Origin of the sequence: Paenibacillus sp. P32E (assembly GCF_001909085.1) — a bacterium.
Classification (GTDB): domain Bacteria; phylum Bacillota; class Bacilli; order Paenibacillales; family Paenibacillaceae; genus Paenibacillus_AQ; species Paenibacillus_AQ helianthi.
Map to the genome: position 1 here is coordinate 150,785 of NZ_LVYY01000012.1, position 26,792 is coordinate 177,576.

The 26,792-nt window shown below is 51.9% G+C and carries 30 protein-coding genes and 1 pseudogene; 7 read left to right on the forward strand and 24 right to left on the reverse strand.

Annotated features, from left to right (window positions below):
* Positions 1-29 precede the first annotated feature (29 nt).
* The 12 genes from A3848_RS13085 to A3848_RS13140 form a co-directional block, all read right to left on the reverse strand.
* Positions 30-821, reverse strand: coding sequence for a TIGR00266 family protein (locus tag A3848_RS13085; RefSeq protein WP_074085376.1), 792 nt, complete (start codon positions 819-821; stop codon positions 30-32).
* Between the two features lie 176 nt (positions 822-997).
* On the reverse strand, positions 998-1,669 hold the full coding sequence (locus A3848_RS13090; RefSeq protein ID WP_074085377.1) for a YitT family protein: 672 nt from the start codon (positions 1,667-1,669) through the stop codon (positions 998-1,000).
* A gap of 338 nt (positions 1,670-2,007) precedes the next feature.
* Positions 2,008-2,508, reverse strand: coding sequence for a Crp/Fnr family transcriptional regulator (locus A3848_RS13095; RefSeq protein WP_074085378.1), 501 nt, complete (start codon positions 2,506-2,508; stop codon positions 2,008-2,010).
* 152 nt (positions 2,509-2,660) lie between these two features.
* Positions 2,661-3,185 (reverse strand): adenylyl-sulfate kinase, encoded by a 525-nt coding sequence (gene cysC, locus A3848_RS13100; RefSeq protein WP_074085379.1) that lies wholly within the window; start codon positions 3,183-3,185, stop codon positions 2,661-2,663.
* Positions 3,182-4,054, reverse strand: a complete 873-nt coding sequence (locus A3848_RS13105; RefSeq protein WP_074085380.1) for an STM4011 family radical SAM protein — start codon at positions 4,052-4,054, stop codon at positions 3,182-3,184. Before A3848_RS13105 ends, cysC begins: the two co-directional genes overlap by 4 nt.
* Positions 4,051-5,436: an STM4012 family radical SAM protein gene (locus A3848_RS13110; RefSeq protein ID WP_074085381.1), complete on the reverse strand. Its 1,386-nt coding sequence runs from the start codon at positions 5,434-5,436 to the stop codon at positions 4,051-4,053. The genes A3848_RS13105 and A3848_RS13110 overlap by 4 nt, the downstream gene beginning before the upstream one ends.
* Before the next feature lie 36 nt (positions 5,437-5,472).
* Positions 5,473-6,258, reverse strand: a complete 786-nt coding sequence (locus tag A3848_RS13115) for an STM4013/SEN3800 family hydrolase (RefSeq protein ID WP_074085382.1) — start codon at positions 6,256-6,258, stop codon at positions 5,473-5,475.
* Positions 6,255-7,499 carry an STM4014 family protein gene (locus A3848_RS13120; protein ID WP_074085383.1) on the reverse strand — a complete coding sequence of 415 codons (1,245 nt, stop codon included), beginning with the start codon at positions 7,497-7,499 and terminating at the stop codon, positions 6,255-6,257. The genes A3848_RS13115 and A3848_RS13120 overlap by 4 nt, the downstream gene beginning before the upstream one ends.
* On the reverse strand, positions 7,499-8,344 hold the full coding sequence (locus A3848_RS13125) for an STM4015 family protein (RefSeq protein ID WP_074085384.1): 846 nt from the start codon (positions 8,342-8,344) through the stop codon (positions 7,499-7,501). The genes A3848_RS13120 and A3848_RS13125 overlap by 1 nt, the downstream gene beginning before the upstream one ends.
* A gap of 232 nt (positions 8,345-8,576) precedes the next feature.
* Positions 8,577-10,508, reverse strand: a complete 1,932-nt coding sequence (locus tag A3848_RS13130; protein ID WP_074085385.1) for a PTS fructose transporter subunit IIABC — start codon at positions 10,506-10,508, stop codon at positions 8,577-8,579.
* Positions 10,509-10,545: 37 nt separating this feature from the next.
* On the reverse strand, positions 10,546-11,457 hold the full coding sequence (pfkB, locus tag A3848_RS13135; RefSeq protein ID WP_074085386.1) for a 1-phosphofructokinase: 912 nt from the start codon (positions 11,455-11,457) through the stop codon (positions 10,546-10,548).
* 32 nt (positions 11,458-11,489) lie between these two features.
* Positions 11,490-12,251, reverse strand: coding sequence for a DeoR/GlpR family DNA-binding transcription regulator (locus tag A3848_RS13140; RefSeq protein ID WP_074085387.1), 762 nt, complete (start codon positions 12,249-12,251; stop codon positions 11,490-11,492).
* A 388-nt stretch (positions 12,252-12,639) separates the two neighbouring features.
* On the opposite strand from A3848_RS13140, the gene A3848_RS32940 reads away from it, so the two are divergent.
* The gene (locus A3848_RS32940; RefSeq protein WP_074085388.1) at positions 12,640-12,957 is read left to right on the forward strand and encodes a hypothetical protein; all 318 of its coding nucleotides are present in this window, start codon (positions 12,640-12,642) and stop codon (positions 12,955-12,957) included.
* A gap of 20 nt (positions 12,958-12,977) precedes the next feature.
* Here the strand turns inward: A3848_RS32940 and A3848_RS13150 are convergent, their stop codons facing one another.
* Positions 12,978-13,451 carry a general stress protein gene (locus A3848_RS13150; protein WP_143192398.1) on the reverse strand — a complete coding sequence of 158 codons (474 nt, stop codon included), beginning with the start codon at positions 13,449-13,451 and terminating at the stop codon, positions 12,978-12,980.
* A gap of 166 nt (positions 13,452-13,617) precedes the next feature.
* Here A3848_RS13150 and A3848_RS13155 point away from each other — a divergent pair, with 166 nt between their 5' ends.
* Complete coding sequence (locus tag A3848_RS13155) at positions 13,618-14,718, forward strand: AI-2E family transporter (RefSeq protein ID WP_074085390.1); 1,101 nt, start codon at positions 13,618-13,620, stop codon at positions 14,716-14,718.
* Positions 14,719-14,802: 84 nt separating this feature from the next.
* Here A3848_RS13155 and A3848_RS13160 read toward each other — a convergent pair whose 3' ends face one another.
* The 4 genes from A3848_RS13160 to A3848_RS13175 form a co-directional block, all read right to left on the reverse strand.
* Positions 14,803-15,207: a hypothetical protein gene (locus tag A3848_RS13160; RefSeq protein ID WP_074085391.1), complete on the reverse strand. Its 405-nt coding sequence runs from the start codon at positions 15,205-15,207 to the stop codon at positions 14,803-14,805.
* Positions 15,208-15,244: 37 nt separating this feature from the next.
* Complete coding sequence (gene ung, locus A3848_RS13165; protein ID WP_074085392.1) at positions 15,245-15,913, reverse strand: uracil-DNA glycosylase; 669 nt, start codon at positions 15,911-15,913, stop codon at positions 15,245-15,247.
* Positions 15,914-15,991: 78 nt separating this feature from the next.
* Complete coding sequence (rnhA, locus tag A3848_RS13170; RefSeq protein ID WP_074085393.1) at positions 15,992-16,657, reverse strand: ribonuclease H; 666 nt, start codon at positions 16,655-16,657, stop codon at positions 15,992-15,994.
* A gap of 148 nt (positions 16,658-16,805) precedes the next feature.
* Positions 16,806-17,381, reverse strand: a complete 576-nt coding sequence (locus A3848_RS13175) for a TetR/AcrR family transcriptional regulator (protein WP_074085394.1) — start codon at positions 17,379-17,381, stop codon at positions 16,806-16,808.
* A 157-nt stretch (positions 17,382-17,538) separates the two neighbouring features.
* Here A3848_RS13175 and A3848_RS13180 point away from each other — a divergent pair, with 157 nt between their 5' ends.
* Together A3848_RS13180 and A3848_RS13185 are read left to right on the forward strand one after the other, a co-directional pair.
* Positions 17,539-18,099, forward strand: coding sequence for a hypothetical protein (locus A3848_RS13180; RefSeq protein WP_083606942.1), 561 nt, complete (start codon positions 17,539-17,541; stop codon positions 18,097-18,099).
* A 69-nt stretch (positions 18,100-18,168) separates the two neighbouring features.
* Positions 18,169-19,536, forward strand: coding sequence for a metallophosphoesterase (locus A3848_RS13185; protein ID WP_178381997.1), 1,368 nt, complete (start codon positions 18,169-18,171; stop codon positions 19,534-19,536).
* A 77-nt stretch (positions 19,537-19,613) separates the two neighbouring features.
* Here the strand turns inward: A3848_RS13185 and A3848_RS13190 are convergent, their stop codons facing one another.
* The 5 genes from A3848_RS13190 to A3848_RS13210 form a co-directional block, all read right to left on the reverse strand.
* Positions 19,614-20,165, reverse strand: coding sequence for a hypothetical protein (locus A3848_RS13190; RefSeq protein ID WP_074085396.1), 552 nt, complete (start codon positions 20,163-20,165; stop codon positions 19,614-19,616).
* A 31-nt stretch (positions 20,166-20,196) separates the two neighbouring features.
* Positions 20,197-21,324, reverse strand: a complete 1,128-nt coding sequence (locus A3848_RS13195; protein WP_074085397.1) for a DNA alkylation repair protein — start codon at positions 21,322-21,324, stop codon at positions 20,197-20,199.
* A 159-nt stretch (positions 21,325-21,483) separates the two neighbouring features.
* The gene (locus A3848_RS13200; RefSeq protein WP_074085398.1) at positions 21,484-22,191 is read right to left on the reverse strand and encodes a hypothetical protein; all 708 of its coding nucleotides are present in this window, start codon (positions 22,189-22,191) and stop codon (positions 21,484-21,486) included.
* Between the two features lie 44 nt (positions 22,192-22,235).
* A complete protein-coding gene (locus tag A3848_RS13205; RefSeq protein WP_074085399.1) occupies positions 22,236-22,769 on the reverse strand; it encodes a hypothetical protein in 534 nt (177 codons plus the stop codon).
* A 25-nt stretch (positions 22,770-22,794) separates the two neighbouring features.
* The gene (locus A3848_RS13210; protein ID WP_074085400.1) at positions 22,795-23,148 is read right to left on the reverse strand and encodes a DUF3139 domain-containing protein; all 354 of its coding nucleotides are present in this window, start codon (positions 23,146-23,148) and stop codon (positions 22,795-22,797) included.
* 153 nt (positions 23,149-23,301) lie between these two features.
* Here A3848_RS13210 and A3848_RS13215 point away from each other — a divergent pair, with 153 nt between their 5' ends.
* Positions 23,302-23,520, forward strand: coding sequence for a hypothetical protein (locus tag A3848_RS13215; RefSeq protein WP_074085401.1), 219 nt, complete (start codon positions 23,302-23,304; stop codon positions 23,518-23,520).
* A 203-nt stretch (positions 23,521-23,723) separates the two neighbouring features.
* Positions 23,724-23,921, forward strand: coding sequence for a hypothetical protein (locus A3848_RS13220; RefSeq protein WP_074085402.1), 198 nt, complete (start codon positions 23,724-23,726; stop codon positions 23,919-23,921).
* Positions 23,922-24,149: 228 nt separating this feature from the next.
* On the opposite strand, the gene A3848_RS13225 is transcribed toward A3848_RS13220, so the two are convergent.
* Together A3848_RS13225 and A3848_RS13230 are read right to left on the reverse strand one after the other, a co-directional pair.
* Positions 24,150-25,121 carry a pectinesterase family protein gene (locus A3848_RS13225; RefSeq protein WP_074085403.1) on the reverse strand — a complete coding sequence of 324 codons (972 nt, stop codon included), beginning with the start codon at positions 25,119-25,121 and terminating at the stop codon, positions 24,150-24,152.
* A gap of 46 nt (positions 25,122-25,167) precedes the next feature.
* A pseudogene (locus A3848_RS13230) lies at positions 25,168-25,362 on the reverse strand (glycosyl hydrolase family 88); the annotation flags it as partial.
* Positions 25,363-25,488: 126 nt separating this feature from the next.
* On the opposite strand from A3848_RS13230, the gene A3848_RS13235 reads away from it, so the two are divergent.
* The gene (locus A3848_RS13235; protein WP_083606944.1) at positions 25,489-26,490 is read left to right on the forward strand and encodes a LacI family DNA-binding transcriptional regulator; all 1,002 of its coding nucleotides are present in this window, start codon (positions 25,489-25,491) and stop codon (positions 26,488-26,490) included.
* Positions 26,491-26,792 lie beyond the last annotated feature (302 nt).

Below are 26,792 nucleotides of genomic sequence, written 5' to 3' on the forward strand. Positions count from 1 at the left end.
TACAGACAACTGCCAGTTGTCTGTACCGTCTATCTGCCGTCCAGCAGATTGCCCAGGCCGCCGAGAATGCTGCCTTCTTCCTTGCGTCCTGTAGGACCGGCAGCAGAGAGTATACGGTCCGCCATCCGGCTGAACGGCAGCGATTGTACCCACACCTTGCCCGGTCCGCGCAGGGTGGCAAAGAACAGGCCCTCGCCGCCGAAGAGCGCAGTCTTCACGCCTTTGACCATCTCGATATTATAATCTACAGAGGAGGTCATGGCCACGAGACAGCCGGTATCCAGCTTAATCGTCTCACCTGGCTGCAGCGTCCGCTCCATGACATAGCCCCCGGAGTGAACGAAAGAAAGACCATCTCCTTCGAGCTTTTGCATAATGAAGCCCTCACCGCCGAAGAAGCCTGCACCCAGCTTGCGTTGGAATTCAATGCCGATCGATACGCCTTTGGCTGCACATAGGAAGGAATCCTTCTGGCAGATGATCTTTCCCCCATGCTGCTGAAGATCCAGAGGGATGATTTTGCCAGGGTAAGGCGCGGCAAAGGTAACCCCTTTGCGGCCGTAGGCCCCACTGTGTGTGAAAACTGTCATGAACAGGCTCTCACCGGTCAGCAGACGTTTGCCTGCGCCCATCAGTTTGCCCATCAGCCCGCCTCCGCGTGATCCGGTACCGTCACCGAAAATCGTCTCCATCGAGATCTCCGGGTCCATCATCATGAAGCTCCCGGCCTCCGCAACCACACTTTCGCCTGGATCAAGCTGGACTTCGACACACTGTATTTCCCCACCCATAATCACGTAGTCAATCTCATGAGCACTCATTGTTATTCCTCCAGTAGTTACGTTTATTATGTAATCCTATGTTAGTACAGCTGTGATATATACGCTGCACGTGCTTTACTGGTTTCACTGTCTCTATACAACAAAGAAGGCCAGCCCGGGTGTCAATCTGGCTGACCTTTCGCTTATCCCCATAACAGGGGGTAATTTAGAACTCTTCACATTACTGTACCATCATGCGGTTTGCTTAGTGCAGGTTGAATTTTGGGTGCTTTGCTCAGCTTAGGTCTGCCAAGTGAGGTTGTAAACGTAATAACGTAGCCTGCAACGACTACTGCCATTACGGTGTACAGCGTTTCCTTGAGAGGCATATAGAAAAGTGATAATGCCAGAACGATAACATCCATCAGGATAAATACGGTTCCTACCTTAATTCCCTTCCATTCACTGATCAGCAGTGACAAAATATCATCCCCGCCACTCGCCCCGCCGCCGCGGAGGACCATTCCTGCTCCTAGACCTGTCAGTACACCGGACAACAGCGCCGCAAGCGGCAAGTTATCCTGCAAGTTGATCACCCATCCGGAATAACGTTCCATCAGGCTGTAGAATATGGTGAAGGCTCCTACAGAGATGAAGGTATTGCACACGAACGCTTTTCCCTTGAAGATCATTGCGATTAGAAGTACTGGTATGTCTAAGACTAGAATAGACAAAGATGGCGAAATACCTAGTACATATTTGCCGAGCAGCGACAAACCTACGAAACCACCCTCGGTCAAATGATTCTGATAATTGATGTGATAATAAGTAAATGCAAGCAGAAATGTTCCGGACAAAATAATAGTTAGTCGAAGCGGCAATCGCATGCCACTGTCTTGTTTCCTCATACAGGTCTCCCCTTATTGTAGATGGCGGCTTAGACGTATTCCAAGCCTCTACGACGGGTCTGACCGGAGGATGTGTTGCTCCTTCGCATACAATACTCCCTTCCCTCGCAGAGGCGGTTTCGTCAAATAACAACGGTACGCGCACTTTCTACAGGGAAGCTAAGTATAAGACAGATCATAACGTTTCCAAATCGTCCTTTGGGGAATCGTCCTTCGGGGACACATGGTATCCTGATCCTTTCTCTAATTTGATGTGTTCTGAATAGATTATACCACGCTTGGGTGCTTCTCTAAACACATTTCCATTAAAAAGCATACAGCATTTTGTAAAATCTCTGTCAGCCCGGACTCCGCAGCAGGCGGTTGACCGTCTCACGCCTCACTCCGATCAGTTGGCCGATCTCTTCCTGTGTCAATAAATCCGTCAGCTCTGCGCCATGTGAATACTCGAGAAGCCAGCGTGACAGCAGCGCAAGCCGTTCTCCCGGAGTGCCCACCGTAAGGTGATCCAGGCGGGTCTGCATGAAACGCACCTTCTCTTGAAGCAGCAGGGCGATTTCCATGACTTTATCCGGGTCCTCACGCAGCTCGCGGTACCATTCTGCTGCCGGAATCAGCTCCACTTCGCTTTTCATCATGGCAACAGCTGTTCCATGCGCCTCCTTCGGTGAAATAAGTGAATGATGGGGGACGGTTTCCCCGGGGTACAAGAGATTGAACAGTACGATGTTCCCGTTCTCATGCAGCCGGGTTACCTTGAAGAGTCCGCTCTTCACCTGAAACAGATTCTGGCAGGCATCCCCTTGGCGGAACAAGACCTCTCCTTTGTGCAAAATCATCCCGCTCTCTCCTTTATATTCTCAGTATGTATGACTCTATTCTACAAATTGAAAAGAAACCCTGTCCGAAATCACAGGTAGGGCACGGTTTTGTCAAAAGGACTAGGGAATCAGCCATCGCTCACCCTAAATCACACGGGACAGACTGCGCTTTACTGCCGCTTCTTCAGCCATGTCAGCAGCTCGATTGCACATTCCTCCGGTGTATGCTCCGCCGTGCAGAGCTTCACTTCAGGACTGACAGGGACCTCGTAAGGATCGGTGATCCCGGTGAAGGAGGGAATCTCGCCACGGCGGGCTTTGGCATATAAACCCTTGACATCCCGCGCTTCGCAGATCTCCAGGGGACATGCCACATAGATTTCCACAAAATCCGGAAGCATATCACGGGCATAGCTCCGCATCTCCGCATAAGGGCTGATCAGCGAGATGACCGTCATCACACCGTGCCGGTTCAGCAATCCTGAGATATAGGCTGCCCGGCGGATATTCTCGAAGCGGTCTTCCCGGCTGAATCCCAGCCCGCGACCGATGCTGCGCCGCAGCTCATCTCCGTCCAGCCATTCCACAGCGTGTCCCTCTGCCCGCAGCCTATCCGTGACCAGCCTGGCAATCGTTGATTTGCCTGCCCCGGACAGCCCTGTTAGCCATAGGGTTGTTCCTGGTTGCACACTCATGCTCTTCCCTCCGGCACTCTATAAGGAATTCGTTCCAGCAGTCCGGAACCGTATATCTGCTGCAGCTGCAGCTCGGGCATATGGATATAGCCGATATAGCAGTCACAAGCTTTCATCCTACAGCTTCGTTCCGCCGACAGACCTTCAAGACCATCCCTGTAGAGGCTGCCAATCACCCCTCTGTCCTTATAACACCGTTTGACCTGGCCGGAACCTTGTACATAGAACACACTGCTTCCTGCATTACAGGCTTTGCCCAAGCTTTCGTAGTCTCTCGTATTAAGCACGAAATGCGGATCAATGCCGGTAAGAAATGCGATATCCTCCCGTGTATAGTAGTCAGGTTTATCCTTATAAGCATTTACCCACAAATAGACATCCTCCGGCAGGGCTTCTCGCAGTGAAGCTATCGCCTCAAAGGCACTATGCAACCCGACGCTCCCCACACTAAAAGGTATACCCTGCTCATATACAGCCATACATTGGGCCAGAAACCGCTGCTCCTCCACCTGTCCCGGATGATACGTCGCCCAGAAGGCTGACTTATGCAGGTTCAGCCCGGCAGTAAAATCCAGCCCGGCCGACAGATTGGTCTGAATAGCCACCTTGTCAACGTGCTCCAGATTGGAGAGTGTGACCATAGCCTCTTTATACCAGCGGTGGATCAGGGCCTCTCCATAAGGATTGAAGAAGATGGACAGCCGGTGGCCTTCAGCTCCCTGTGCGGTTGCCCAATGGACAAAGGTCTCCAGCTCCTCACGGTCCTTGGCGAGGCGCGCTCTACTGTCTCTGGTCTTGCCGAACGGACAGTACGGGCAATCATAGTTGCAGGAGGTGAGAGAGCCACGATAGTAAAGAACAGCCTTCATGGCAAAACAAACCTTTCCATCTGCTCCCGGATGTTGCCCGAAATAAACCAGTCGCCGATAGAATCCGAGTAGCCCAGTCCTTCCGGGGTCAAGCGGAATACGCCCTCTTCATTCAGGGCAAGGCCGCTCTGCAGCAGAAGGTTCAGCTCAGGATGATCGCTCCACAAGGAAGACGTAAAGCGTCCGCTATAATCGGCAAGCTTCAGTCCCTCACTGTGCAGCACTGCCTTCAGAATGTACCGCCGCTTCTGCTCTTCAAGACTCAGCACAATGCCGTAATCTGCGGTATCATAGCGCTCAGCCGCGACATAATCCGCGATGATGCTCTCTGTAGCCTTACGGCTGACTCCGTAACGGGAAGCATAGTGTACATTCCGGGTATAGGATCTGGCTCCGCAGCCCAGTCCGACCATTCCTTCCTCCTGACAGCTGTAGTCCAGGATGGTTTTGCCTGATCTGGCTGTATCCTTGGCAAAGCGCCGCATGGAGTATTGCGTGTAGCCATACTCTGCCAGGACTCTTTGAGCCGCCTTATAGCACTCAAGGCGGATGTCCGTCTGGCGCCGCATATCCTCCGGCTTCACAATCGTATGATCACGCGTATACAGCGGATAAATGAAAATTTCCTCCGGCTCATGCTGCATCGCCTGCTGCAGGGAGAACAGCCAGGATTCCATCGTTTGGCCTGGAAGCCCATAGATCAGATCCAGATTCAGGATCGGAAAATCATACTGCTTCAGCAGCTCCAGTGCACGGTATACCGTATCCGGATTCTGCGGACGGAATATGGCGGCTGACTCGGCGGCAACAAAACTCTGGATGCCCATACTGACCCGGTCTACCTTATGTTCCTTCAGAATATCCAGTTTCTCCTCTGAGAGCGTCTCGGGAGAGGTTTCTACCGAGAGGGAAGCCGTGCTAAAGTCCAGACCCATGATATCCTCAGCAATACGGAACAGCCGGCGCAGCTGAACAGGCTCAAGCAGGCTGGGAGTCCCGCCCCCGATGGCGAATCTGGCGAACGGCTTGCCGCCGGTGAATGCTGCCCACTGCCGTGCCTGCCGTTCCAATGCATCCACGTACACCGTGTGCACCTCCGCCCGCTTGTCAGGCAGCGTGAACAGGTTGCAGAAGCCGCAGCGTGCGCCGCAGAACGGAATATGCATGTACAGAAAAAAAGTCTCCGCAGGCTCCTCCCGCCAGAGCGGCTCCAGCGGAACCGGCGGCTCCAGGTCGCGGTAAGCCGTTTTGTGCGGATAAGAATAGAGATAATTGCGGTAAGGATAAGTGGTAATGCGTTCTTTCCACTGCGTGACCTCCTCCGAAGGGAATGGGGGTCTTCCGTCATGGCGGAGGTGCAGGGGATGCTGTGTCGACGTCATACTTTCTCCATCCTTTCAGGTACATTCGGTTATTGGCTAGAGAAAAAACTCCCGGTACGGAACATTCCATACGGTCTCATGCGCCAGCCGGTGCCCATGGTAGCCCTCTTCGCCGAAAGCCTCGCCATGATCTGAAAAAGCCAGGCAGAACACCGGGTTGCCGCGTTCACGAAATGCATCGAACAACCGGCCTAGCTCTCCGTCTACATATCGTAGTGCAGCGCGCTGGGTGTCGACGGAATCCTTGCGGGCACCTGGCACAAAGAAATGACTCGGACCGTGGATCGCCGAAACATTGAGAAACATAAACAGCCTTTGATCCAGCGGAGTATCCTTCAGCAGCTTAAGAGCATGGTTCACCTGGTGCTCTGTGGAGCGGGGATTCGTAACGCCGAACGTCATCCGCCAGTAGCTGTGCTGGAAATAGCCGGGCAGGACACGGGCAAGTGGCACTTTTTTGCTAAAAAAAATGACTCCCCCGATACAAAGAGTCCGGTAGCCTTCAGCGGCAAGCCCAGACACCACATCCGGCGTATCAAACAGCCAGGTGTCCGGATGGGTCTTCATTCCGGTATTCCGCGAATGGAACAGCCTTACATGCTGAGACTTATCCGTAGTAGCCGGGGTAGGCAGAAATCCGCCAAAAAAAGCATGATGAGCCGCATAGGTGAAGCTCCCCGGCGTATGTCTTTTCTCCCAGGAACCGCTGCCGCACAGATTGGGGCAGTTCGCTTCTTCCAGAACCGCCGCATCATAGCGAAGGGTATCGAGAGTGATCATCAGCAGATCGTGGGTGCCGACAATGGCATTCATGTCTATCATAAGTGTCCTTCCTTTATTAACTGCTTCAGCTCCCACTCATAGGTGCCGAAGCCCTGATATTCTACGTCATAGAGCAAGTCACCAAAAGGATTCACATCGGCAGCATAGGTCTTCCCTGAACCGGCGGATACCAGGACGTCTATTCCTGCGACAGCAGATCGAGGAAAAGCCGCCAGCGCCCGTACCGCTGTATCCCGCACTTCCTCCTGAACCTCCCCGGAAAGACCGGCCTCTGCCGGAGTCATCCGCCGGCTGCGCAGATGAAGATTCGTGATAGGTGTTGAGCTTACCCGGGCAATGGAGTGGCAGGCCCCGCCCAGCACCACCAGCTGACGGATGTCGAGCGAAGCTCCGCCTGCACCTGATTTTGGAATCCACTGCTCGGCATATACGCCGTGGCGGCAGAGCCAGTTGATCAATCCGGCAATCATGCGGCTGTCGGTATAACGCCGCAGCTTGCCGGAATTATAATAGATAGGGGGACGGGTAATATAATGTTCTACCCCCACAGTGGTCACAGCAATCTCCGCGCCTGTAGACGGGTTCAGCTGGTAGGCGATAACACCGGAGGCAGCGGACCCGCAGGCCAGCTTAATAAAAACCCGGTGCATCCGCTGCCGGTGCATCTGTTCACGGATAGAGGCGTAATCTACCCGTGTCCCCTCTTCACCAAGCGGCCGGGGAATCCTGACACCAGCAGACGCCAGAAGCTGCTGGGTGCACCGTTTGTCGGTCATCGCCGCAATGTCGTGCGGATCATTCAACCACCGGGACTCCGGCAAAACGAGAGACGCCTCCTCCCGCAGCCTGGCCAGCAGGCGGCAATACCCGCGAAACCACTGGGAAGGATGGTGCAGAACACCAGGCATTTCCCGAAGTTTGCCGGCCGTTCTGAAGCTCAGCGGGAACGGATCCTGCTCCTGCCCGAAGGGATGCAGAGCATCATTGTAATCCCCGGCATCGGGCGCTCCCAGCGCAATCAGGGCCCGTTCCACCTCAAAGCTGCCCCCTGGCGAATCCAGCCGGAGCAGCGGAGCGAGCATGCCGGAGGTTAACCTGTTCTGCATATCCAGGATTCCCTCCACTTCGAGCAGTCCGGCCAGCGTTTGACCTGCAAGCAGTCCGGTATATGGCAAGATGATCGCCGGAGGCAGTCCGAGACGGCTTCTTGCCTGCTGAATTCCGCCAGTCCGTCTGTCACCGGGAATGCCGATGACGACCAGCGGCCGCGTCTCCTTCATCACTCGGTAATGGAAGGATACCGCCAGTCTTCGTCATCATCGCTGGTCTGCCGGTCGCTAACATCAACAGGCAGACCGCTCTTCTGCCAGCGTGCCATCATCTCTTCTGACATGTAGTGATGGCTGAGGTTCAGCGCCTTCAAGCCCTTTATCCGCTGGCTGGCCAGAAGAGCTTCCGCTCCTTCATCACTAAGAGTGCCAAGCGAAAGGTCAAGGGTATCAAGCTGGTCCAGGATAGGGGCATCAGCAACTGCTTTGGCGATTTCATCCTGAATTTCGCTGTTTTTCAGGCCGAGGTAAGTAAGCTTGGGGAACTTGCCTGGCTCAATAAGCGGAGTCAGATCCGCAAGACTCCCGTCAAAGCCATAATTATCCACTCCAAGATACAGCTCTAGCTTGCGCAGATTCGGCAGCTTAGAAGCCGCGATCTCAGCCAGAACGCCTTTCCCCAGGCCGCCGGTAATAATAATCAGTTCTTCCAGCTTGTCATGCTGCAGGTTCTTCAGGCTCAATTCGTTCCCGCCCTGAATCGTGAGCGATTGAAGCTCCGGGAAAGCCGGCAAGAGCGGAGAAAGATCACTTTGGGTAATCCACGAGATCTCACATTCCTCATAACCCATCTCGCCGATGAACAGCTTACGCAGCGCCGGGAAGCTTGCACTGTACTTCACGAGCTCCCCGACAACCTCCTCCGAGCTGTTCTCATAGGCTTGGCCCCAGTCTCCAATAATAAGGCTGCTCAGCGAAGCTGCTTCAGGACTCATACTTAAGCGTTCAATCGCATCCGCTATCCGTTGGCCATCTTCAAATTCATCATATCCAATCACAAGCTTTACTTCCGACATGAATAATCCCTCCCGGCAAATTTTGGCTCTTCAAATTACCCTAACATCTTGCAGGAGGGTAGGTCAAATCCGTCCAGGGGCTTCAGGTAAAAGTAAAAGGTACTGGGCCAATTAGCAAATTCTTCTATGAGCCAGTGTGCCTGAGCAGCGGGACTTTCTTCTCCTTACTATAACAAAGAGGTTGCCCCGTCAACGAATGACTTCGGGACAACCTCATTGGATTATGCTATGCTCAGCCGTTTCTCAGCGGCTTTTTCCACAGGCCAAGCGTTAATCCGGAGATCACAGAACCGATCAGGACGGCCAGGATGAACAGCAAGGCATTGCTGGACAGTGCGGCTACGAAGATACCGCCATGCGGTGCAGGGACGTTGATTTTCCATAACTGGGTCAGACCACCGGCAACAGCTGAACCTGCGATACAGGAGGTGAGTACACGCATCGGATCGGCTGCAGCAAAGGGAATAGCGCCTTCCGTAATGAATGACAGACCCAGCACATAGTTCGTGAGACCGGATTTACGTTCTGTTTCGGTAAATTTATGTTTGAAGAAGGTTGTGGCAAGGGCAATAGCCAGTGGAGGTACCATCCCTCCAGCCATAACGGCCGCCATCATTAATCCGTTCGTGTTGCCGCTGGAGGTAAATACGCCAATGGCAAACGTGTAAGCCGCTTTGTTGAACGGTCCACCCATATCAATCGCCATCATGCCCCCGAGAACCAGACCGAGCAGAACTGCATTGCCTGTTCCCAGATTGTTAAGTCCGCTGATCAGGCCTTCATTTAGCCAGCTGAATACCGGATCGAACAGGTAGAACATAATCCCGCCGGTAATCAGCAGGCTGAACACCGGGTAGAGCAGAATCGGCTTCAATCCATCAAGTGTCTTGGGCAGGCCCGCAAACGCTTTGCGGAGCATAATGACCACATAACCTGCCAGGAAACCGGCGGCCAGACCACCAAGGAAACCGGCATTGGAATTAAGGGCCATATACCCGCCGACCATACCCGGCATCAAGGCAGGACGGTCACCGATGCTGAGCGCGATGAAGCCGGCCAGGATTGGAATCAGGAAATGGAAGGCACCATCACCGCCGCCAATCGTCTGCAGCAGCTTGACGATCGGATTATCAACACTCGCCACCTGCTCGAACAGGAACGAGATAGCCAGCAGAATCCCGCCGCCGACCACGAACGGCAGCATATGCGAGATGCCGTTCATCAGATCCTTGTAAATTCTGCTTCCAACGCTGCCGGATTTCTCTGCCGGAGCCTCATCTCCGTCTCGTCCCTCACTCCGGTAGATTGGAGCCTCTCCCTTAATGGCTTTGGTGATCAGCTCTTCAGGCTTACGAATACCGTCACTTACCGGTCTTTGCAGCACCGGCTTGCCGGCGAAACGTGCCATCTCAACTTTTTTGTCGGCGGCAATAATGACACCGCTGGCCCGGGCGATTTCGTCCGCAGTCAGTACATTCTGAGCCCCTTCCGACCCATTTGTCTCCACGCGGATATTTACGCCCATTTCCTTGGCTTTTTTCTTCAGTGCGTCTTCCGCCATATAGGTATGGGCAATCCCTGTTGGACAAGCAGTTACAGCAACGACAAAGCTTTGCGAATCCGGGTTGCCCACAATTACACGTTCGGGCGCCTTCGGTTTGGTTCCAACAGTGCTGGCTGCTTCATTCGCCTTTGCTTCAGCTTCTGCTTCAGCTTGTTTGGCATCAAATAGCGCAGTCACTTCATCAGGTGTCCGGGCATTCATCAATGCTTCAATGAATTCGCTTTCAATGAGCAACCTGGACAATGCAGCCAGTGTGCGAAGGTGCATATTTCCAGCTCCCTCTGGAGCAGCTATCATGAAAAACAGCTTCGCAGGCTCATCATCCAAAGAGGCATAATCTACTCCCGCAGCGCTTTTGGCAAACACTACTGTAGCTTCATTGACCGCTTTGGTCTTGGCATGCGGCATGGCGATTCCCCCGCCAATTCCCGTGCTGGACTGCGCTTCGCGCGCCAGAATCTTTTCCTTGAACAATACGGGATCATTAATCCGTCCGCTGGCCGCCAGGCTGGCGATCAATTCATCAATCGCCGCTTCCTTAGACACCGCCTGAAGGTTCATGATCATTGTTTCTTTTATCATCAGATCTGTAATTTTCATTACAATCCACTCCCTTAATCACATGTGTACTGCTTGGTTAAATCTGTTCAATTTCAATCTGTGTCCGCAGCTGCCCGATTAGTGCTATCTCTGCAAGGTCATCTGAGAATGCTGTCGCACTGCCAGAAGCCACGCCTGTCCGGAAAGCCTCCAGTACATCACCAGTCATAGATAACGTACCCACAAATCCGGCGATCATCGAATCTCCTGCTCCTACGGAGTTCTTCACCTTGCCCTTCGGCGCATTGGCATAATATACGCCTTGATCTGAGATGAAGAGTGCTCCCTCACCAGCCATGGAAACCAGAACGTAACGTGCTCCCAATTCCATCAGTCTGCGGCCGTAAGTGATAATTTCGTCTCTTGTGTTAATTCTGACCCCGAACAGTTCTGCCAGTTCATGATGGTTGGGCTTCACAAGAAGCGGTTCCAGCGCAAGTGCATCTTTCAGTGCCTGGCCTGTGGTATCGATGACAAATTCGGCCTCTTTACGCTTGCATATGTCAATCAGTCTGCTATAGAAGGCTGCTCCCAGCGAAGGTGGTACACTGCCTGACAAAACGAGGATATCGCCTGCCTGTAGTGCCTCCAGCTTAAGCACCAGAGCTTCCGCTTCTGTATCCCGGATCACCGGTCCGGTTCCGTTAATCTCCGTCTCTTCCCCGGCCTTTAGCTTGATGTTAATCCGGGTGTCATCATTTACCGTTACGAAGTCACTGGAGATGTTCTCTTCACCCAGCCACTGCTCGATGTATCTCCCGGTAAATCCCCCTAGAAAACCGGTGGCCGTATTGGGAACCTCCAGCGTGTTCAGTACACGGGATACGTTAATGCCTTTGCCACCAGGGAGCTTGAGGTCGCGTGTCATCCGGTTTAAACTGCCAAGCTTCAAATCTTCAACTTCCACGATATAGTCAATGGAAGGATTAAGCGTCACAGTATAGATCATGGTTATCCCTCTTTATTATGGTTTTCTTGTCCTCACACCAAGGTGTAGTCGAGGTCCAAGCCTTTCAGCCCGCGAATGAAGCCTTCAGGTGTCTCTCTATCCAGAATGCAGTGATCCATCTCCCGCAGGTCAGCCACCTTACAGAAGGAAACCTGCCCGATTTTGCTATGGTCGGCCAGCAGAATAACCTGTTTGGCCACGGAAATCATTTTGCGCTTAGTCGCAGCTTCAAGCATGTTCGGAGTGGTGATGCCTTCGCGTAAATCCAATCCGTTGGTACCCAGAAATGCTTTATCCACACGCACCATTTCCAGCGAACGCTCCGTCATTGGCCCTACAAAAGCCAAGGTATCCTGCCGGAGCAGTCCTCCTGTAATCGAAACTTCGATATTACGGCAATCCTTCAGCTCATTCAGGGCAATCATGGAATTGGTGATTACCTTAAGGTTCGAGAATGCCCTCAGCGCCTTGGCGATTTGCAGTGTTGTTGTTCCGCCGTCCAACAGGATGGCGTCACCATCTTGAATCATTTCTACAGCCTTGTGTGCGATTCGCTGCTTCTCATCCAGATACCGGTCCGCCTTATCGGGAATCGCCGCTTCAAAATTGACACTCTGCAGTGAAACTGCTCCGCCATGCGTACGTTTCAGCAGCCGCGATTCTTCAAGTTCCTTCAAATCACGGCGTACCGTGGACTCTGACACTCCCAGTTCCTGGCTGAGCTCCTGGACTGACGCCCGGGTATGCTTCTCCACAAAGTGGACAATGCTCCTTTTCCGTTCCTCTTCAAACATAGCGCTCACTCCTTGTGAACAGCGGCAAAATATGAAGCCTTACATTTCGTGGACTTTAGAGAACTACGGTCGAAATGAGCATAAATCATGATCGCTGATGATTATTTGTGATTGTTTCTGCTCACTTGTGATTATAACAGCGTTTTCATTCGTAGTAAAGCAATTTTTCTTTGGTTTATTTTCCTCTTCAGACAGCAAAGATATACCCGTTTGACAGAGGGGATCGAGCATACCATTTGAACATTTCGCGTTGCTCAATCAAGCACAATTGGAGCACGTAATCCGCATGAGAAATAGGCCTTCGAAATATCCTCTCAATTGCCTATTTCACCCCGGCACACTTTGACATATTTTATATTACATATGGGAAAAAGCAGGTGAACAGGCGATGGCTCATAATAACTACTTGGGAAACGGCAATAACGGGAATAACGGGAATAACGGGAATGGCGGCAATACGGCTAAGGGCAATACGGCTAAGGGCAATAATACAACCCCCGTCGAAGGTGAAGAGCTGGATGCGGAAGACTATGCCATTATTGCGGCGGGCCTGACGGCACTAGGGGAAATTTTCGCCTTTTTATCTCTTGTAAAAGCCAAACAGGTATCCAAAGAAACTGGTGGTAATGTCAGCGTAGATCCGATTCTGTTCGTGCAATCCAGGAAAAAAAAAGCGGCGAAACGGAAAAACCGTTCACCGCGTTGATTATCTATACTTTGAGGGCCTTACGGAGCGTCTAGCGGAATGGCATGATGCAGCTCAAACAAGGAGCTCACCTCCTGCTGGCTCTGCTCTTCCTTCAGAGCTACGATGACAATAACATGTTCCTTGTCGGCATGTCTTGCATAGAGCTTTGCATCTTCCATGGGAATTCCGATGCCAATCAGACTGACGTCAAGACCGTCCCTGTCCAGATCCGCCCCCGCCAGTTTGTGGGCTGCCGGCCCGGCCGCTACAGCAGTATCAGGCAGCATATCCAGCCCTATACCGAGTCCTTTGGCGGTTCCGAACAAGCCTCCGTTACCTTCGCCGGCTTCTGTCCGGCCAATCCCCGTATCATGGCTTATGATCTCCAGCGTATTCTTCTGTTTCGTTACAGCCGAGACCTGTTTCGGCTTGATTCCGTGCGCACACACGTCCTCTATCGCAAGGATGGCATCACTCCGATGTTCAAATATCCCCAGAACCAGTTTCGTCACTGTCATCCCTCCTCCTGTTTTAATGCGATATTAACCGCTGCTTCCGGTACCTAAACCAGAGGTGCTGATTTGCATCTGAACGTACTGAATCAATCCCTCTTAATTCGGTTATAAAGATAGAATTGATACATAAATGCTATAATCAATAGAATTAGGGGGTGCTGCAGTGCTGCAAAGCAAATATTTCAGAACATGCCTGGCCATTATCGCATTCTTGACGATTCTGTATCTGGGCTCCAAAGTCGCTTTTCTCATCTCACCGCTGGTAGCGATCTTCAATCTGCTGCTTGTACCGATGATGCTGTCCGGCTTCATGTATTATCTGCTAAGGCCGCTAGTCAATCTTCTGGAGAGTAAAAAGCTGAACCGTATGCTGTCTATTCTCCTCATCTATGTCGTATTCCTAGGTCTGTTTGTGCTCTTCTGGGTGCTGGTCTGGCCGACACTTCGTGAGCAGATCCAGAATTTCATCGACAATACACCTTATCTGGTGCAGGGACTTCAGGACCAGTTCACCAAGCTGCAGAACGACCCCACCTTCTCCCGCTTCTTTAAAAGCGATGCTGATCTGTCAGCAAAGCTCTCGGGATACTTGAATGATGCCATCACCTGGGTTAGCAATTCGATGACCAATCTGATCAGTGTCGTGTCCAGCATCGTTGTGGTGATCGCTACCCTGCCCATTATTCTCTATTACATGCTAAAGGACGGGCACAAGCTCTCACCGATCCTGATTAGTCTGGTACCCAGGAAGTTCCGTAAGGAAGGGCAGGACATGCTGGTCGATATTGACAGCGCACTGAGCGGGTTCATCGTTACACGAGTGCTGCTGAACGTGGTCCTGGGAGCCATGCTCTATGTAGGGTTCCTGATCATTGGCCTGCCTTACTCCCTGCTGCTCGCCATCATTTCCATCCCACTTAACTTCATTCCGTATGTCGGTTCACTGCTGGCCGCAATACCCGTCGTCATCGTTGGCTTCATTGAATCTCCGACGATGGCCCTCTGGTCACTGGTGATCATTGTAGTTGCCCAGCAGATCCAGGATAATGTGCTGTCTCCGATTATTTACGGCAAATCCCTGGACGTGCATCCGTTGACAACCGTAATTCTCGTGCTGGTAGGGGGCGAATTCTATGGCATCATCGGTGTGCTGATCGCACTCCCGGTCTATATGATCCTCAAAATCATTTTCCTGCGGATCTACGAGATTATCATTGCCGAACGGGTCGAAGATGTTGTCGTTACCAAAGAAGAGCAGCTGTGACCCTGAGCGTCAGCTTCGGTTACAGCAACAACCAAAAGGCGCAGGCTCTCGTTACGGAGCCTACGCCTTTTTAGTCCGAACCGTTCAGCCCCGGAGAGAACGCACTACAAAAACATGGCCAACTTTAGGCAGATTCTGTCCATCCTTGAGCGTGACGGAGCCCTTGGTATGGGAAACAATTGTTGTATTGTAAGCAATCAGCTGATCGCCTTTCCAGACGGTGACCGCTGATTTGAAATAGATTGCATTGTCGAACTGCTGGCGTTCTCTCATAACATATCCGACAACATGCAGCGTTGGGGCCAAGGATCTCTCTTTGGGGGCCAGAGCTTTGATGTACACTATGTCGTGAAAAGGCACGGCAATTTCCTGATGACCAATGACAGCTACGGAAGCTGCCGGGTCCCATTTACGCAAAACACCTTTCATGACCGTGTAGGGTTCTTCGCCACAATACATAATAACTGGTCTGCCTACCCAATGCTTCATGGCTCCACCCCCTTAGCTGTATCCAAATCCAAGTTATCTATATATTCGGTATGGACCAATTGATTCCCTGTAAGCCTTTTGATTCCAGATACTTGTTCGCCTGGGAAAAGGGACGGCTGCCCAGAAAACCCCGGTGCGCTGAGAATGGGCTCGGATGCGGGGACTTCATCACAAGGTGGCGGCTGGGGTCGATATAGGCTCCTTTTTGCTGGGCATAACTGCCCCAGAGGATAAAGACCATGGGTTCCTGCCGTTCGTTCAGCTTCTCCATCACCGCATCGGTGAAAGTCTCCCAGCCGAGTCCTTTATGGGAATTAGGTTGTCCTTCCCGGACCGTCAGCACAGCATTCAGCATCAGAACCCCTTCCTCCGCCCAGTGCAGCAGCGAGCCGTGGTTCGGAACTGGCACATCCATGTCTGAGTGCAGCTCTGTGTAGATATTGCGCAGGGAAGGTGGGATCCGCACCCCGGGTTTGACCGAGAAGCTGAGTCCATGTGCCTGTCCCGCTCCATGATAGGGGTCTTGCCCCAGAATGACTACTCTTGTCTTGCTGTAAGGCGTCAGCTTAAGCGCTGAGAATAATTCGTCCTTGGGCGGATATACCGTGTACTCTTTGTATTCCCGCGCCAGCCCATAACGCAGCTCCTGAAAATAAGACTTCAAAGTCTCTTCCTGCAGGATTTCATCCCAATCGTTACCGAACATTTATGTTTCCTCCCGCTCCCATGCGTGTTATTCATTCTTTACCTGATATTACCCAAAATATAGCTGGCTCCCGGCAGTTTATTTCCGCCCGTAATCAGCCTTGATCTCTCCCCACTCTTTGGTCTGCCACTTGAGTACTTTGTTCTTGTATGTATTCGTCTGCAGCCAATGTTCCGCGCGGTCAATCAGTGTCCAGATTTCCTCGGTTGAAGCATCACGCGGCAGCGTGGTGGCAACCTTCTTTTGCTTAACCCATTTCATGGCATTCACGGAATCACTGTAAATCGTGCGGCTGCTTCCTTCTTTATTCAGCAGAGCCAGCGCGTGGACAATCGCCAGGAACTCCCCTAGATTATTGGTGCCTTTCTTGATCGGTCCGCATGAAAAAATGAGATCCCCGGTCTGCGTATCGACCCCCTTATATTCTACAGGTCCAGGGTTGCCGCGGGTCCCCACGTCTACGGAAATGCTGTCGTAATCAATCTCCGCCGAAGACTCAGCAGCCGTTGTACTGCGCTTATACGTGCTTGCAGATTTGCTCTTCCCTGCACCCGAGGCTGCGGCTCCGGTTCCCCAGTTCCCCTTCCACCCTGCCTTGTAGGCGGCGTCTGCCTCCGCTCTGGATTCGTAGGATTTATACTTTGCCCCTGTAAAATGATCCGTCTGCGCCTGGCATTCCGCCCATGTCCCGTATACTCCAGGGTTCTTGCCTTCCCATACTACATAATATTTCTGCTTGGCCATTGAACCTAGCCCCTTTCTGCCGTAACTTTATTACCCTAACATGTGATAATTTTATTTTGGAATTGGCAATGACTCCAGCAAATGTTGGACTTTCGGCAATATTATTGGATAATATACCAGCCGGGGGTTCATAATATCCCCATGGTCATTAATCCAGCATCCCAAGTGTGGTATCGGCTATAGTCTGCAGCTTGTCCTTATCCGGTGTGGTTTTGACCATGACCCGAAGACCCACCAGGGCATTATGCAGGAATACAGCCAGATTAGCCGCCTGGTGACGGCTGGAGATTTCACCGCTCGCCTGCCCTTGTACGACCAATCGTTCAAAGAGCTGCTCCGTTTGCAGAAAAGCTTCATTTACCTTGGAGGTTGCCGCCGGATCATGATTAGCCAGTTCAACCGCCGTATTCACCAGCAGACAGCCTGTTGGCTCTGACTCCTGCTTGTAGATGATTGTATCAAACAATAGCCGGATGGCTTCCTTGGCGGAGTCCGTACCTTCCACACGACCCTCCATCTTGCTGGCGGTCATCTCTGCAAATCGTTCCATAGCCTTTATATATAAGGTGTGCTTGTCTCCAAAAGTATCATACATGCTCCGCTTATGAATACCCATACCGGTAACCAGATCCTGCATAGAAGTTTTTTCATAGCCCTGCTGCCAAAAGACGTTCATCGCCTTGCCCAGCACGTTGTCTACATCAAACTCTTTGCTTCTTGCCATAATCAAGCCCCTTTCTGCGTCTATTTTACCATTTATAGAACGTTCGGTAAATATTATACCCTAACCTATGAGTAATCTCACATTAATTCCGCACTAATCATTCTATTTTAAATTTAAAGCATGTCGCATAGTCCCATACCCCAAGGAGGATATTCACATGAAGAAGCTAGCAGCCTTAGCAGCAGTATTCGTTCTGACATTGCTTGTCGGATGCGGAAACTCTGCGAACAATAATACGGCAGGCACCAACACGCCAGCGGGCAACGGAACCGCCAGCAATGCCACTGCTGCACCTGACGCTGTAACCTCGGCTTCCGTGGTTGACAACGGAGAGGATTTCAAAAAAGCGATCAGCAAGGACGGTACCTGGATTGCTGCTACCCTTAAGGATCTGACCTTCACGGAGGATCTCGTCGTCGACGGCCAATTCATCCACAAGAATGAACCGGCACGCAAGATCGCGCTGTACACGCAGGATGCAGATCACAACATCACCAACTCTTTTACCCTGACCGCACCCAAAATCACCATCAAAAGTGAAAATGCCCGAATTCAGGGCGGCACCTTTGTAGGTGACGTATATGTGGAGGCGAAAGGTTTCAATGTTGTGAATGCAACCATCAAGGGCAATGTCTATTTCTCCGATGAAAAGTACCAGGCCACCTACAGTGCATCGGACCAGGGAAAAGTAACGGGTGTAACAGAAGTTAAAAAATAATGTATAGGTTTCCGCACAAGGTGTTTCTCTAAAGGCATATTTGCCCGGGGAAGCACCTCTTTGCAGGTTATGGAGAAAGAGGCTATCATGCATATTTCATTCCGCAGGCTCGTGCTTATCCCGGTCCTGCTCACCGTGGCTTCATGCAGCGGGCAAGAGACTACGCCGCAGCAGTACCGGATTCAATCCGGTCATAATCTGACGATCATGACCACGACAGACACACACTACCTGTCCAAAAGCCTGACTGACTTCGGCCCGGCCTTCAATCAATTTCTCGCCGCCGGAGACGGTAAGCAACTGGGGTACAGTGAAGAAATCATTAGCGCACTGGGCCATGATATCGAAATCCGAACGCCGGATGCGCTCATCATCAGCGGGGATCTCACCAACAATGGGGAAAAGCGCAGCCATAAGGATCTGGCCAAGCGACTAAAAATCATTGAACAGAATACCGGAACAAGGGTATATGTTATTCCCGGTAATCACGATATTCTGAATCCCTGGGCGCGCGAATTCAAGGACGAGCGGCAATATATGGCGGACAATATCACTCCAAAAGAATTCCGCAGCCTCTACCACGCCTTCGGGTATGACGAAGCCTTGCTTAACGATAAAGATACCCTGAGTTATCTGGCAGCCCCCTCTGAGGATCTCTGGCTTCTCATGCTGGACACCAGTCAATACGCTAACAATTCAGCACTTGGTCACCCCCAGCTGGATGGAAGAGTCCCTCCTTCCACATTGCAGTGGATCGATGAATGCGGAAAGCTGGCCTCAAGCAGTGGAGCGCATATCATAGCGGTCATGCATCACAGTCTGCTGGATCATAGTGACTTCATTCAAGAGGGCTTCACAGTTAATGACAATGCACAGGTGGTCGACGCCTTGAAGCGGAACGGAATTGCCACTGCACTCAGCGGCCATATCCATATTCAGGACATCAGCGAAAATAGCGGGGATGGCACCAGCATTTATGATATCGCGGACAGCGCCTTATCCGTGTATCCTCATCAATACGGAATGCTGAAGTACTCTTCTGCGGATCACACACTTGACTACAGCACCTCCAAGCTGAATATGGAGCTGTGGGCAGCTTCTTCCGGCAGCAAGGACAGTAATCTGCTGAACTTTGGCACCTATAGCGAGCAGAACTTCAGAAAGCGTTCCTCAACCCGAAGTTATGCCCGGCTGTCGGAGGATGAGGCTTATGACAAGTATTCAGACGCTGAGCTTCAGGTCATGGCGGATCTGGTGGGACGGCTCAACGAAATTTATTTTGCCGGCACAGCCAAGACTGACCTTCCGGGGTTGATCGCGTTAGACGGCTTCCGGCTGTGGCAGAACGCAACCTCAAGCGGACTCAAAAGCTATGTGCTTGGAATGGCTAGACGGGTTCCCAAAGACAACCATCAGCTTCACATTAAGCTTCCATAGCGGTAGCCGCAATACTTTGTCAGCCGAAAAAAGCGGAACCCCGCTGCTAAGGGTTCCGCTTTTATGTGTGTAGCCGATTAATCATATCCCCCAACCGCTTCAGGAAGCGCCTGGTACTCGGGTCTGCTCTGGACCAGCTTCACGATCTTAATCCGCAATGCTTCGAATCTCTTGGCATCGGCTGTGATTTCGCAATTCGCTTCACTCCAATTGAGTGTTTCCTGCTGACCATTCACCTGAATCGTCCAGAGTTCTTCGGTGTAGGGTTCACGCCCACAGGTCTTGTCCTTAATCTCCAGCTCCAGGCCGCCCAGCGCATTCATCCCGCGTAGCTGCTGATAAATATCATCCATTTCAGCGTCTGTCAGTCGGAGATTTATTGTCGCTGTACCGTTGGAGATCAAATCCTTCGTTACCGTACCGTTGAAGGTATTAATCTCATTCCGGGCTGTGATGCCATAACGGACAGAAAAAGCGAAGTCCCCGGGCTTCTTCTCCGGCATGGTGACAGCTGCCGGAGGCGACTCAGCCGACTCTTCAGGAGCAGAGCTTCTTGTGTCTCCGCAACCCGCAAGCAGAGTCACCAGCAGGGACAGCAGCATAACCGGATATACCAGTCTTCCGTTCATACCCGGCCCCCTCACATATAAATATACTTAATCATAGCTTCAGGTCTCCAAGGTGCTGCGGCTTCAGCACAAGCACTGCAGATGCGGCTTCACGCCCGTTCACCAGCAGCGTGAGGGTATGCTCTCCCGCATAGTGGCGGCGGGTGGTCAGATCTGCCCAACGGTGAGTCCGTTTTCCGGTCAACCGGGCGCCGCCGGGAACTGTTTTGTCCGAGAGCAGGAACAGCTTGCGCGAGGTCTTGCCCCCGGCTTTCACAAAATCAATACCGTATTCTACACGTATACGGACCGCTTCCCCCTCACGAATGGAAAGGGCATAAGCCAGCTCACAGCTGTCGCCTATGTGCAGTTCCGCAGGCTCTACAGACAGGACGGCACTGACGGCCAGAGGTGTCTCGTTCTCCTGGCTAGCATAACCAAAGAGGGCCATGATCTCAGGGTCCGCTTTGCGGATCAGTGTGCGGCATCCATGGCGCACAATCCAGTCCGTATGCGCACTCACACCCTTCCAGCGCCGTACGGTATCAATCACAACTTCGGGATGGTCCTTGGCAATGTCGTTCAAATTGTTCGCCACACTCTTGCGGACGTACAGCGAAGGGTCAGCCTTCAATTGTTCCAGCACCGGCAGCACCGGCGACGGGTCACGCTTGAACATGGGCAACGCCTGCCCCCAAGGCAAGCGGGGCCGGCTTCCTTCACTGGACAGCCGCCGTACATGCTCATTGGGATGCTTCGACCATTGCAGCATCTGTGCCATCATCCGCTGCGGGTCATGCAGCAGAAAGGGGCGGACAGCGAATTCCGCCGATGATCTGGGCGTGAAGCGCTCCAGTGCTGTCATAGACAGCTCAAAGTGTTCATCGCTGGTACCATACACCTCGACGAAATCGGGGAAGAACAGATAAGGGAAGCCTACACATTCTTCATCTATCGCAAACAGAATCTCCAGAGCATCCTCATACCGCCGGGGCAAAAAGGTTCCCAGCGTCTCCGTGATCCGCCGCATCCGTCCTTTAAGCTCCAGCGCCTCCCAAGGGCCACGCATCGCTGCAGCGACAAAACCCTCAAGGTCGAAACTGCCGTGTACTTCCTTCACCTTCGTGCCGAAGCCGCGCAGAAATTCCTCGTTGTACATTGCTTTTAGCGGTTCTGCCATTGTTGTCTCCTCCTGCCGGTTCTCTGTCTCATTATTCCGTTTCAGTGTAGCCAGAAAATCGTAGCATAACTAACCGGACAGCTTTATGTCATATTTCGCTGAGCAGACCTTTTTCAGAGCATCAATCATTGCAACTCACTCATAGTGTGAATCCACTTACTATTCATGTGTTTTTACAGTTCCAGCCAGCCCTGTTCCTGTCTCTTGGTCACCATCCGGTCCCGGAACCACAACACCGCCGCTCTTCAAATCCACAATGCGACTTCTTGTGTCGGCCTTGGAAATGTACAGCGGCTGACCATTTGCATCTATACAGTAGGAGATGGGGATGGACACTCCGCAATTCCGGTAGGAGCCATCAGCATGACTGGTTCCGATAACAGGGCATTTATACTTCACAGCAATCTGTGCAGCTTCCTCTGTCCACATAGTAAACTGTTCTTCACTGAACATGCCCACGCCAATCGGATGGGCTATGAAATCCAGAGATTCGGCTTGCCCCTCCAGCCCGTTCAGTCCCTGTAAGATCTCCACACACAGCAGATAACCGATCTGCATACCTAAGGCGTCAGCCACTGATGGAGCATACAGCTCTCCTTGCATGGGAGACTTCGCCCGTTCAAGGAGAATTTCTCCACCGGGCCCAATCATTAATGCCCGGTCCTTGTTGTTCTCATCTCTATAGCTGGTAATCACAAGCTTTCGGTACTGCCTGGCAAGGCCGCGAAGGGCCTGCACACTGCCCGGATCTGTTATATATCCTTCAGGATAGAGTACCGCATCGCATAAATTGGACCACTGCCGCAGTTCTTCTTGCAGCTTCAACAAACCAGCTTCGTGGTACGGCTGGGAGACCAGTAACCTCATCGGGATTCCTCCATAAATTTTACTTTTTAACGGTCAACCCTTCTTCAATTCAACAACGCTTCTACTTCATCCATGCTCTTCTTGGCCCTGCTGTTCAACCCCCGTTTGTCTTTGAGGCCCAGCTGCTCCAGCTCATGGCCCGGATCGACCACAAGAGGCTGCCTGGTGACAGATTGCAGCAGCTCTGCGGCGGCCCGGCAGGCGGTGAATAACTGCTCACGGGACATTACTTTTTTATGGGAGCGGATGATGCCCACCAGGTTTTCGGAGAACCGCAGTCTGACGATGCTGTCTGCGCTCATGAGATTGCGTGAAGCAAACGATACTATCTTTTCCGCCATTTCAGGATTCGGATATTGCCTGGAAAGCGTCTCTAGCGAGTCCACAGCTTCCCAGTCGCGGATCGACAACTGCTTCAGATATCCCGCAATCATATCCTCTGCCCATTGTTTTTCTGTTTCTTTGTCGACCTCGTACTGCTTATACTGCTGCAGCACACCTTCACGGTGCATCTGTATGGGGTTCCCCAGATAACGGGTGAACAGTTCCCTGGCTTGCTCTGTGTTATTTTTTTCCATGCTGCAGACCGCCTTAATCTTATATTTAATCCAGAGGAACGTAATGCTTCAGGCTCTTCTCCGTGACCCCCTGGTCCAAGCCTTTCCGGGAAATCTCGTGGCTGAATTGTATCACTCCAGCGTGTGCAAAATAAGTATACTCCACCTCCGGCTCGTCTCTAAACTTGACATGTACAACAAACGGTGGGGCCTTAATGGTCCATTTCCCTTTTACCGAAGCAATTTCCGCCCGGGCATAGCCCATTTCTTCAGTCAGGTAAACTTTGACCCTGTGAGCATAGACTATGGTGCCAATCCTTGCATAGACGATGGGAGTCAGCACGATGAGCAGTCCGAGGACCGCCAGCGTAATAACAAGTGTCTTTTTTGCAGCGCTCATGCATTTTTTCCTCCTCCACTTGAAACACAAAGCGTTATTTTCACAAATCCTGCAAATTAAATCCTATTTTCAAAATGCAAAGGCTGTCGTATTATAGATAAAAAGCTTTTGTAGCTAGACGCGCTAAAGCGAATGAACGGAGGAATATCAGCCATGCCGCAGACACTCGTTAAAAATGTTGATTTTTTTGTCGCTGCACTGTCGCAGACCTTTGTGTCCGCGTTGCAGCTCGATCCTGACGGAATGTATTCCCAGGTGGGGATCGGAATCGTGGAAAAGTTTGCCGAAGACTATGTGCGTCTCAAAAGATTCGACGGCAGTGTGTCCCACTACGACCGGGAAATCACGAAATTTCAGCATAACAAAGCCTAGCCTCCATCTTTCTACATTCCGCCTTAAGCATGAATTCCCTGCTTTCTCCAATTGAAGGACTTCCAGCTCTAGAGCTTTCGCCTTTGCCAAATACTGCTTCCCGATGCACACTGGTTCAGATCCGTCGCTATGGTGTACTCGTTACATAAGATGGGCGTTTTGGACATATTCTAACTTCGGCAGCATGGAAAGGAATGAGAAGCATGAGTGACAAAGAGAAATTCAAAGACAAACCGAGCGCCGGTTTTAATCAGATTCCCGATGCGAGCAGACCTGGACAGACGGCATCTACAGACAAGCTGGATGATATCGTCGGAGGCATTATGGACAATGTGCAGGAAACTCTTACAGGAGATTCTCCTAAGGATGCCGGCCAGAAGGATAAAGCCAAGGATAAATAAAATCTTATGAAAAAGCGGACACCTGAGAGGATCAGGTGTCCGCTTTTTTGGGGGTTGCCACGGCAGCGGCAAACCGGGTTATTGCATGATTGAGAAGATAGAACAGTAAGGAGACCAGCAGATTCAGCAGCATCCCCTTGTACAGCTTCAGCAGTATCGAAAAGGACGCTTCTCCTGCATGCTGCCGTCCATGATCAGGGACTCGAAGTCAGGCATGGTCTCTGCTGTCTAGCTATGGGTACCCACCCTCTTCCAGAAATCCGTACCGACAAAAATCTGTGCTTTGCCTGGTGCCTCCTCAGACATATCAGGCAACAGCGCCCAATCGGCACGCTGTCCCCGCAAGGGATCATCACCCGCCACACCGTATTCGCAATATCTCACGGTCCGTTCATTATGCGGATCATCCCAATGATCCCAGCCCCGGGGATCAATATGTCTGCCGTAGCGGCAATTCACAAGTTCGGTCTGGGCGTAACTGCGCCATGGCCGTCCCAGGTAGACCCCGGTTACGCCTGGATCAGCCGTTAAGAAGCACCCGCTGAAAATATACCCGTATTCCTGACCCTCGGGCGTGGACGCTGCCGTTATGTATCCCTCACCCTGGCCGTAATGTAGCAGACTGCGGATTTCACAATGTTCGAAATAGGCTACTGCCCCTCCAAAAATAAAGTCCACTGTTCCCTCAATATAACAATGGGTATAGAGCTGGCGGCAGCGGTCATGCCGCTTTTTGAGCGGGATGCCGCCGAAGGGCTTGCCCTCCTTAGTCGCAGGAGGCAGCGGTCCCGTTAACAGGGTATCCTGATATCCCTTGAAGGTACAGTTGCGGAAGACCGTCTCGTCACAATGAGCATATACCGCCACGGCCTGCCCAATATCTGTTCCCTGTCCGGCCGTATTGGCAACCGTCAGATTCTCCACAACCAAACGGTGTCCCCCAAGGAAGAGCGTCGGGGTGGCAAAGGTGGTGATCTCTTCACCTGCGGCGTCCAGTTCCCTGGCATACCGGTTCATGGTAATTACCACGTGGCCAATGCCGATAATCCGCAGATGGGAACGGTATATCCTTACCGTTTCCTCGTATACACCTGACAAAATATACAGCGTTCGTTCTTCATCCTCCGGCTGAGATTCCAGCGCATTTACTGCTTCCTGTATGGTATGAAAATCACAGAAGGCTTCTTTTCCTACCAGCATCTGTTCTTCCTCCTCATCCATCGGCTTCACGTACAGGCCTGGCGCATCAGGTAGGCCTGTTCTCGTATTCTCCACAGACCTGCAGGAATGCGCCTAAGCCTTCTTGGTCATTGGTGATCACGGGTGCATTGATATAATAGGTAAAACTTCCGTCACGACGGTCCGGGCCGCCTAAACCGGCTACCTGACAGGTTTTATTCAGATTCAGCAGGCTCTCATTTATTTCAGTCAAGCAAATAAATTATAGCGCCAGAGATGGCATTCTGCCACAAAATTTTAACGTGTGCATTTTAATAATTCCTTGACTTGACCGTGTGGAAATCGTAAACTGAAATCGTTAACAATTCTATTTTCCCGGAGAGATATTATGATCACCATCAAAGACATTGCACGTGTCGCCGGCGTCTCCCATACGACCGTTTCCCGAGCGCTGAACGGCAGCCCGCTGATCAAGAAAGTAACCCGGGACAAAATCGAAAAAATCGCCGCCGAAATGAACTATGTGCCCAACTACAGCGCCAAGAGCCTGGTGACCAAAAGATCCTTCACCATCGGTCTGTTCTTCTCCAGTATTGAACAGGGGACCTCGGCCAGCTTCCTGGTCGATGCAATCAAAGGAATCAGCCACATCTTGGATGAGAACTTCAACCTGACGGTCAACGGTATTGACGGCGTTCACAACTTCGGCAATATTCAGCCGCAGCGTTTTGACGGCATTCTGGTCATGAGCCAGAGCGACGAGGATAATGCCTTCATCTATCATGTGAAGAAGATGGGGATTCCCCTGGTAGTGCTGAACCGCCAGCTTGAAGATCCCGGCATTATGAACGTGGTCGCAAATGACCGTGAAGGCGTGAAGGCAGCCATTGATTATGCTGTCCGGCAGGGACACCAGAAATTCGCTATTATCGAAGGCAAGCCTGGCTTCAAATCATCAAGCGAGCGCAAACAGGGCTTCATGGACAGCCTGATTGCCCATCGTCTTCCGCTGAACTCCGATTACTTTGCGGCTGGAGACTACAGCATTGAGAGCGGATACGCGGCAATGGCTGCCCTGCTCCTGCTGGAAGATCCGCCGACAGCGGTGTTCTGCTCCAATGACGATATGGCGATTGGCGCGATGAACGCCTGCTACGCCCACAAGGCCGATGTTCCGGGCCAGATTTCCCTGATTGGATTCGATGATATTATGTTCGCCCGGTACACGAATCCAGCCCTGACCACAGTCCGCAAACCCATTACAGAGATCAGCGAGCTCGGCACCAAAATGCTGGTACAGCTGCTTCAACAGCCGGAGACCAAGCCCCAGCAGTTGTTCGTGAATACTGCGTTAGTCACCCGCCAGACTGTTGCCGGGCTACAGAAGTAATGAGCCGGTATACGGAGAGTGAAGCAAGCGGAACTCCATGTGCAGCCGGCTGCCAAAGCGGATCAAGAGTGATTGACTTGTGAGTAAAGAGTGCTGGCGAGCGGAGCAAAAGTGAATGACGAGCGGGTAAAGAGTGCTCGCGAGCAGAACTAAAGTGACTGACGAGCGGGTAAAGAGTGCTGGCGAGCGGAACTGAAGCCATCCGCAGTGTAGATCAGGAACGGCTGGGGGAGCGGGGCAACAGTTTGGGACGTAACTCTCCCCTGAACCCACTTACCCCACTCACCCCACTCACCCCACTC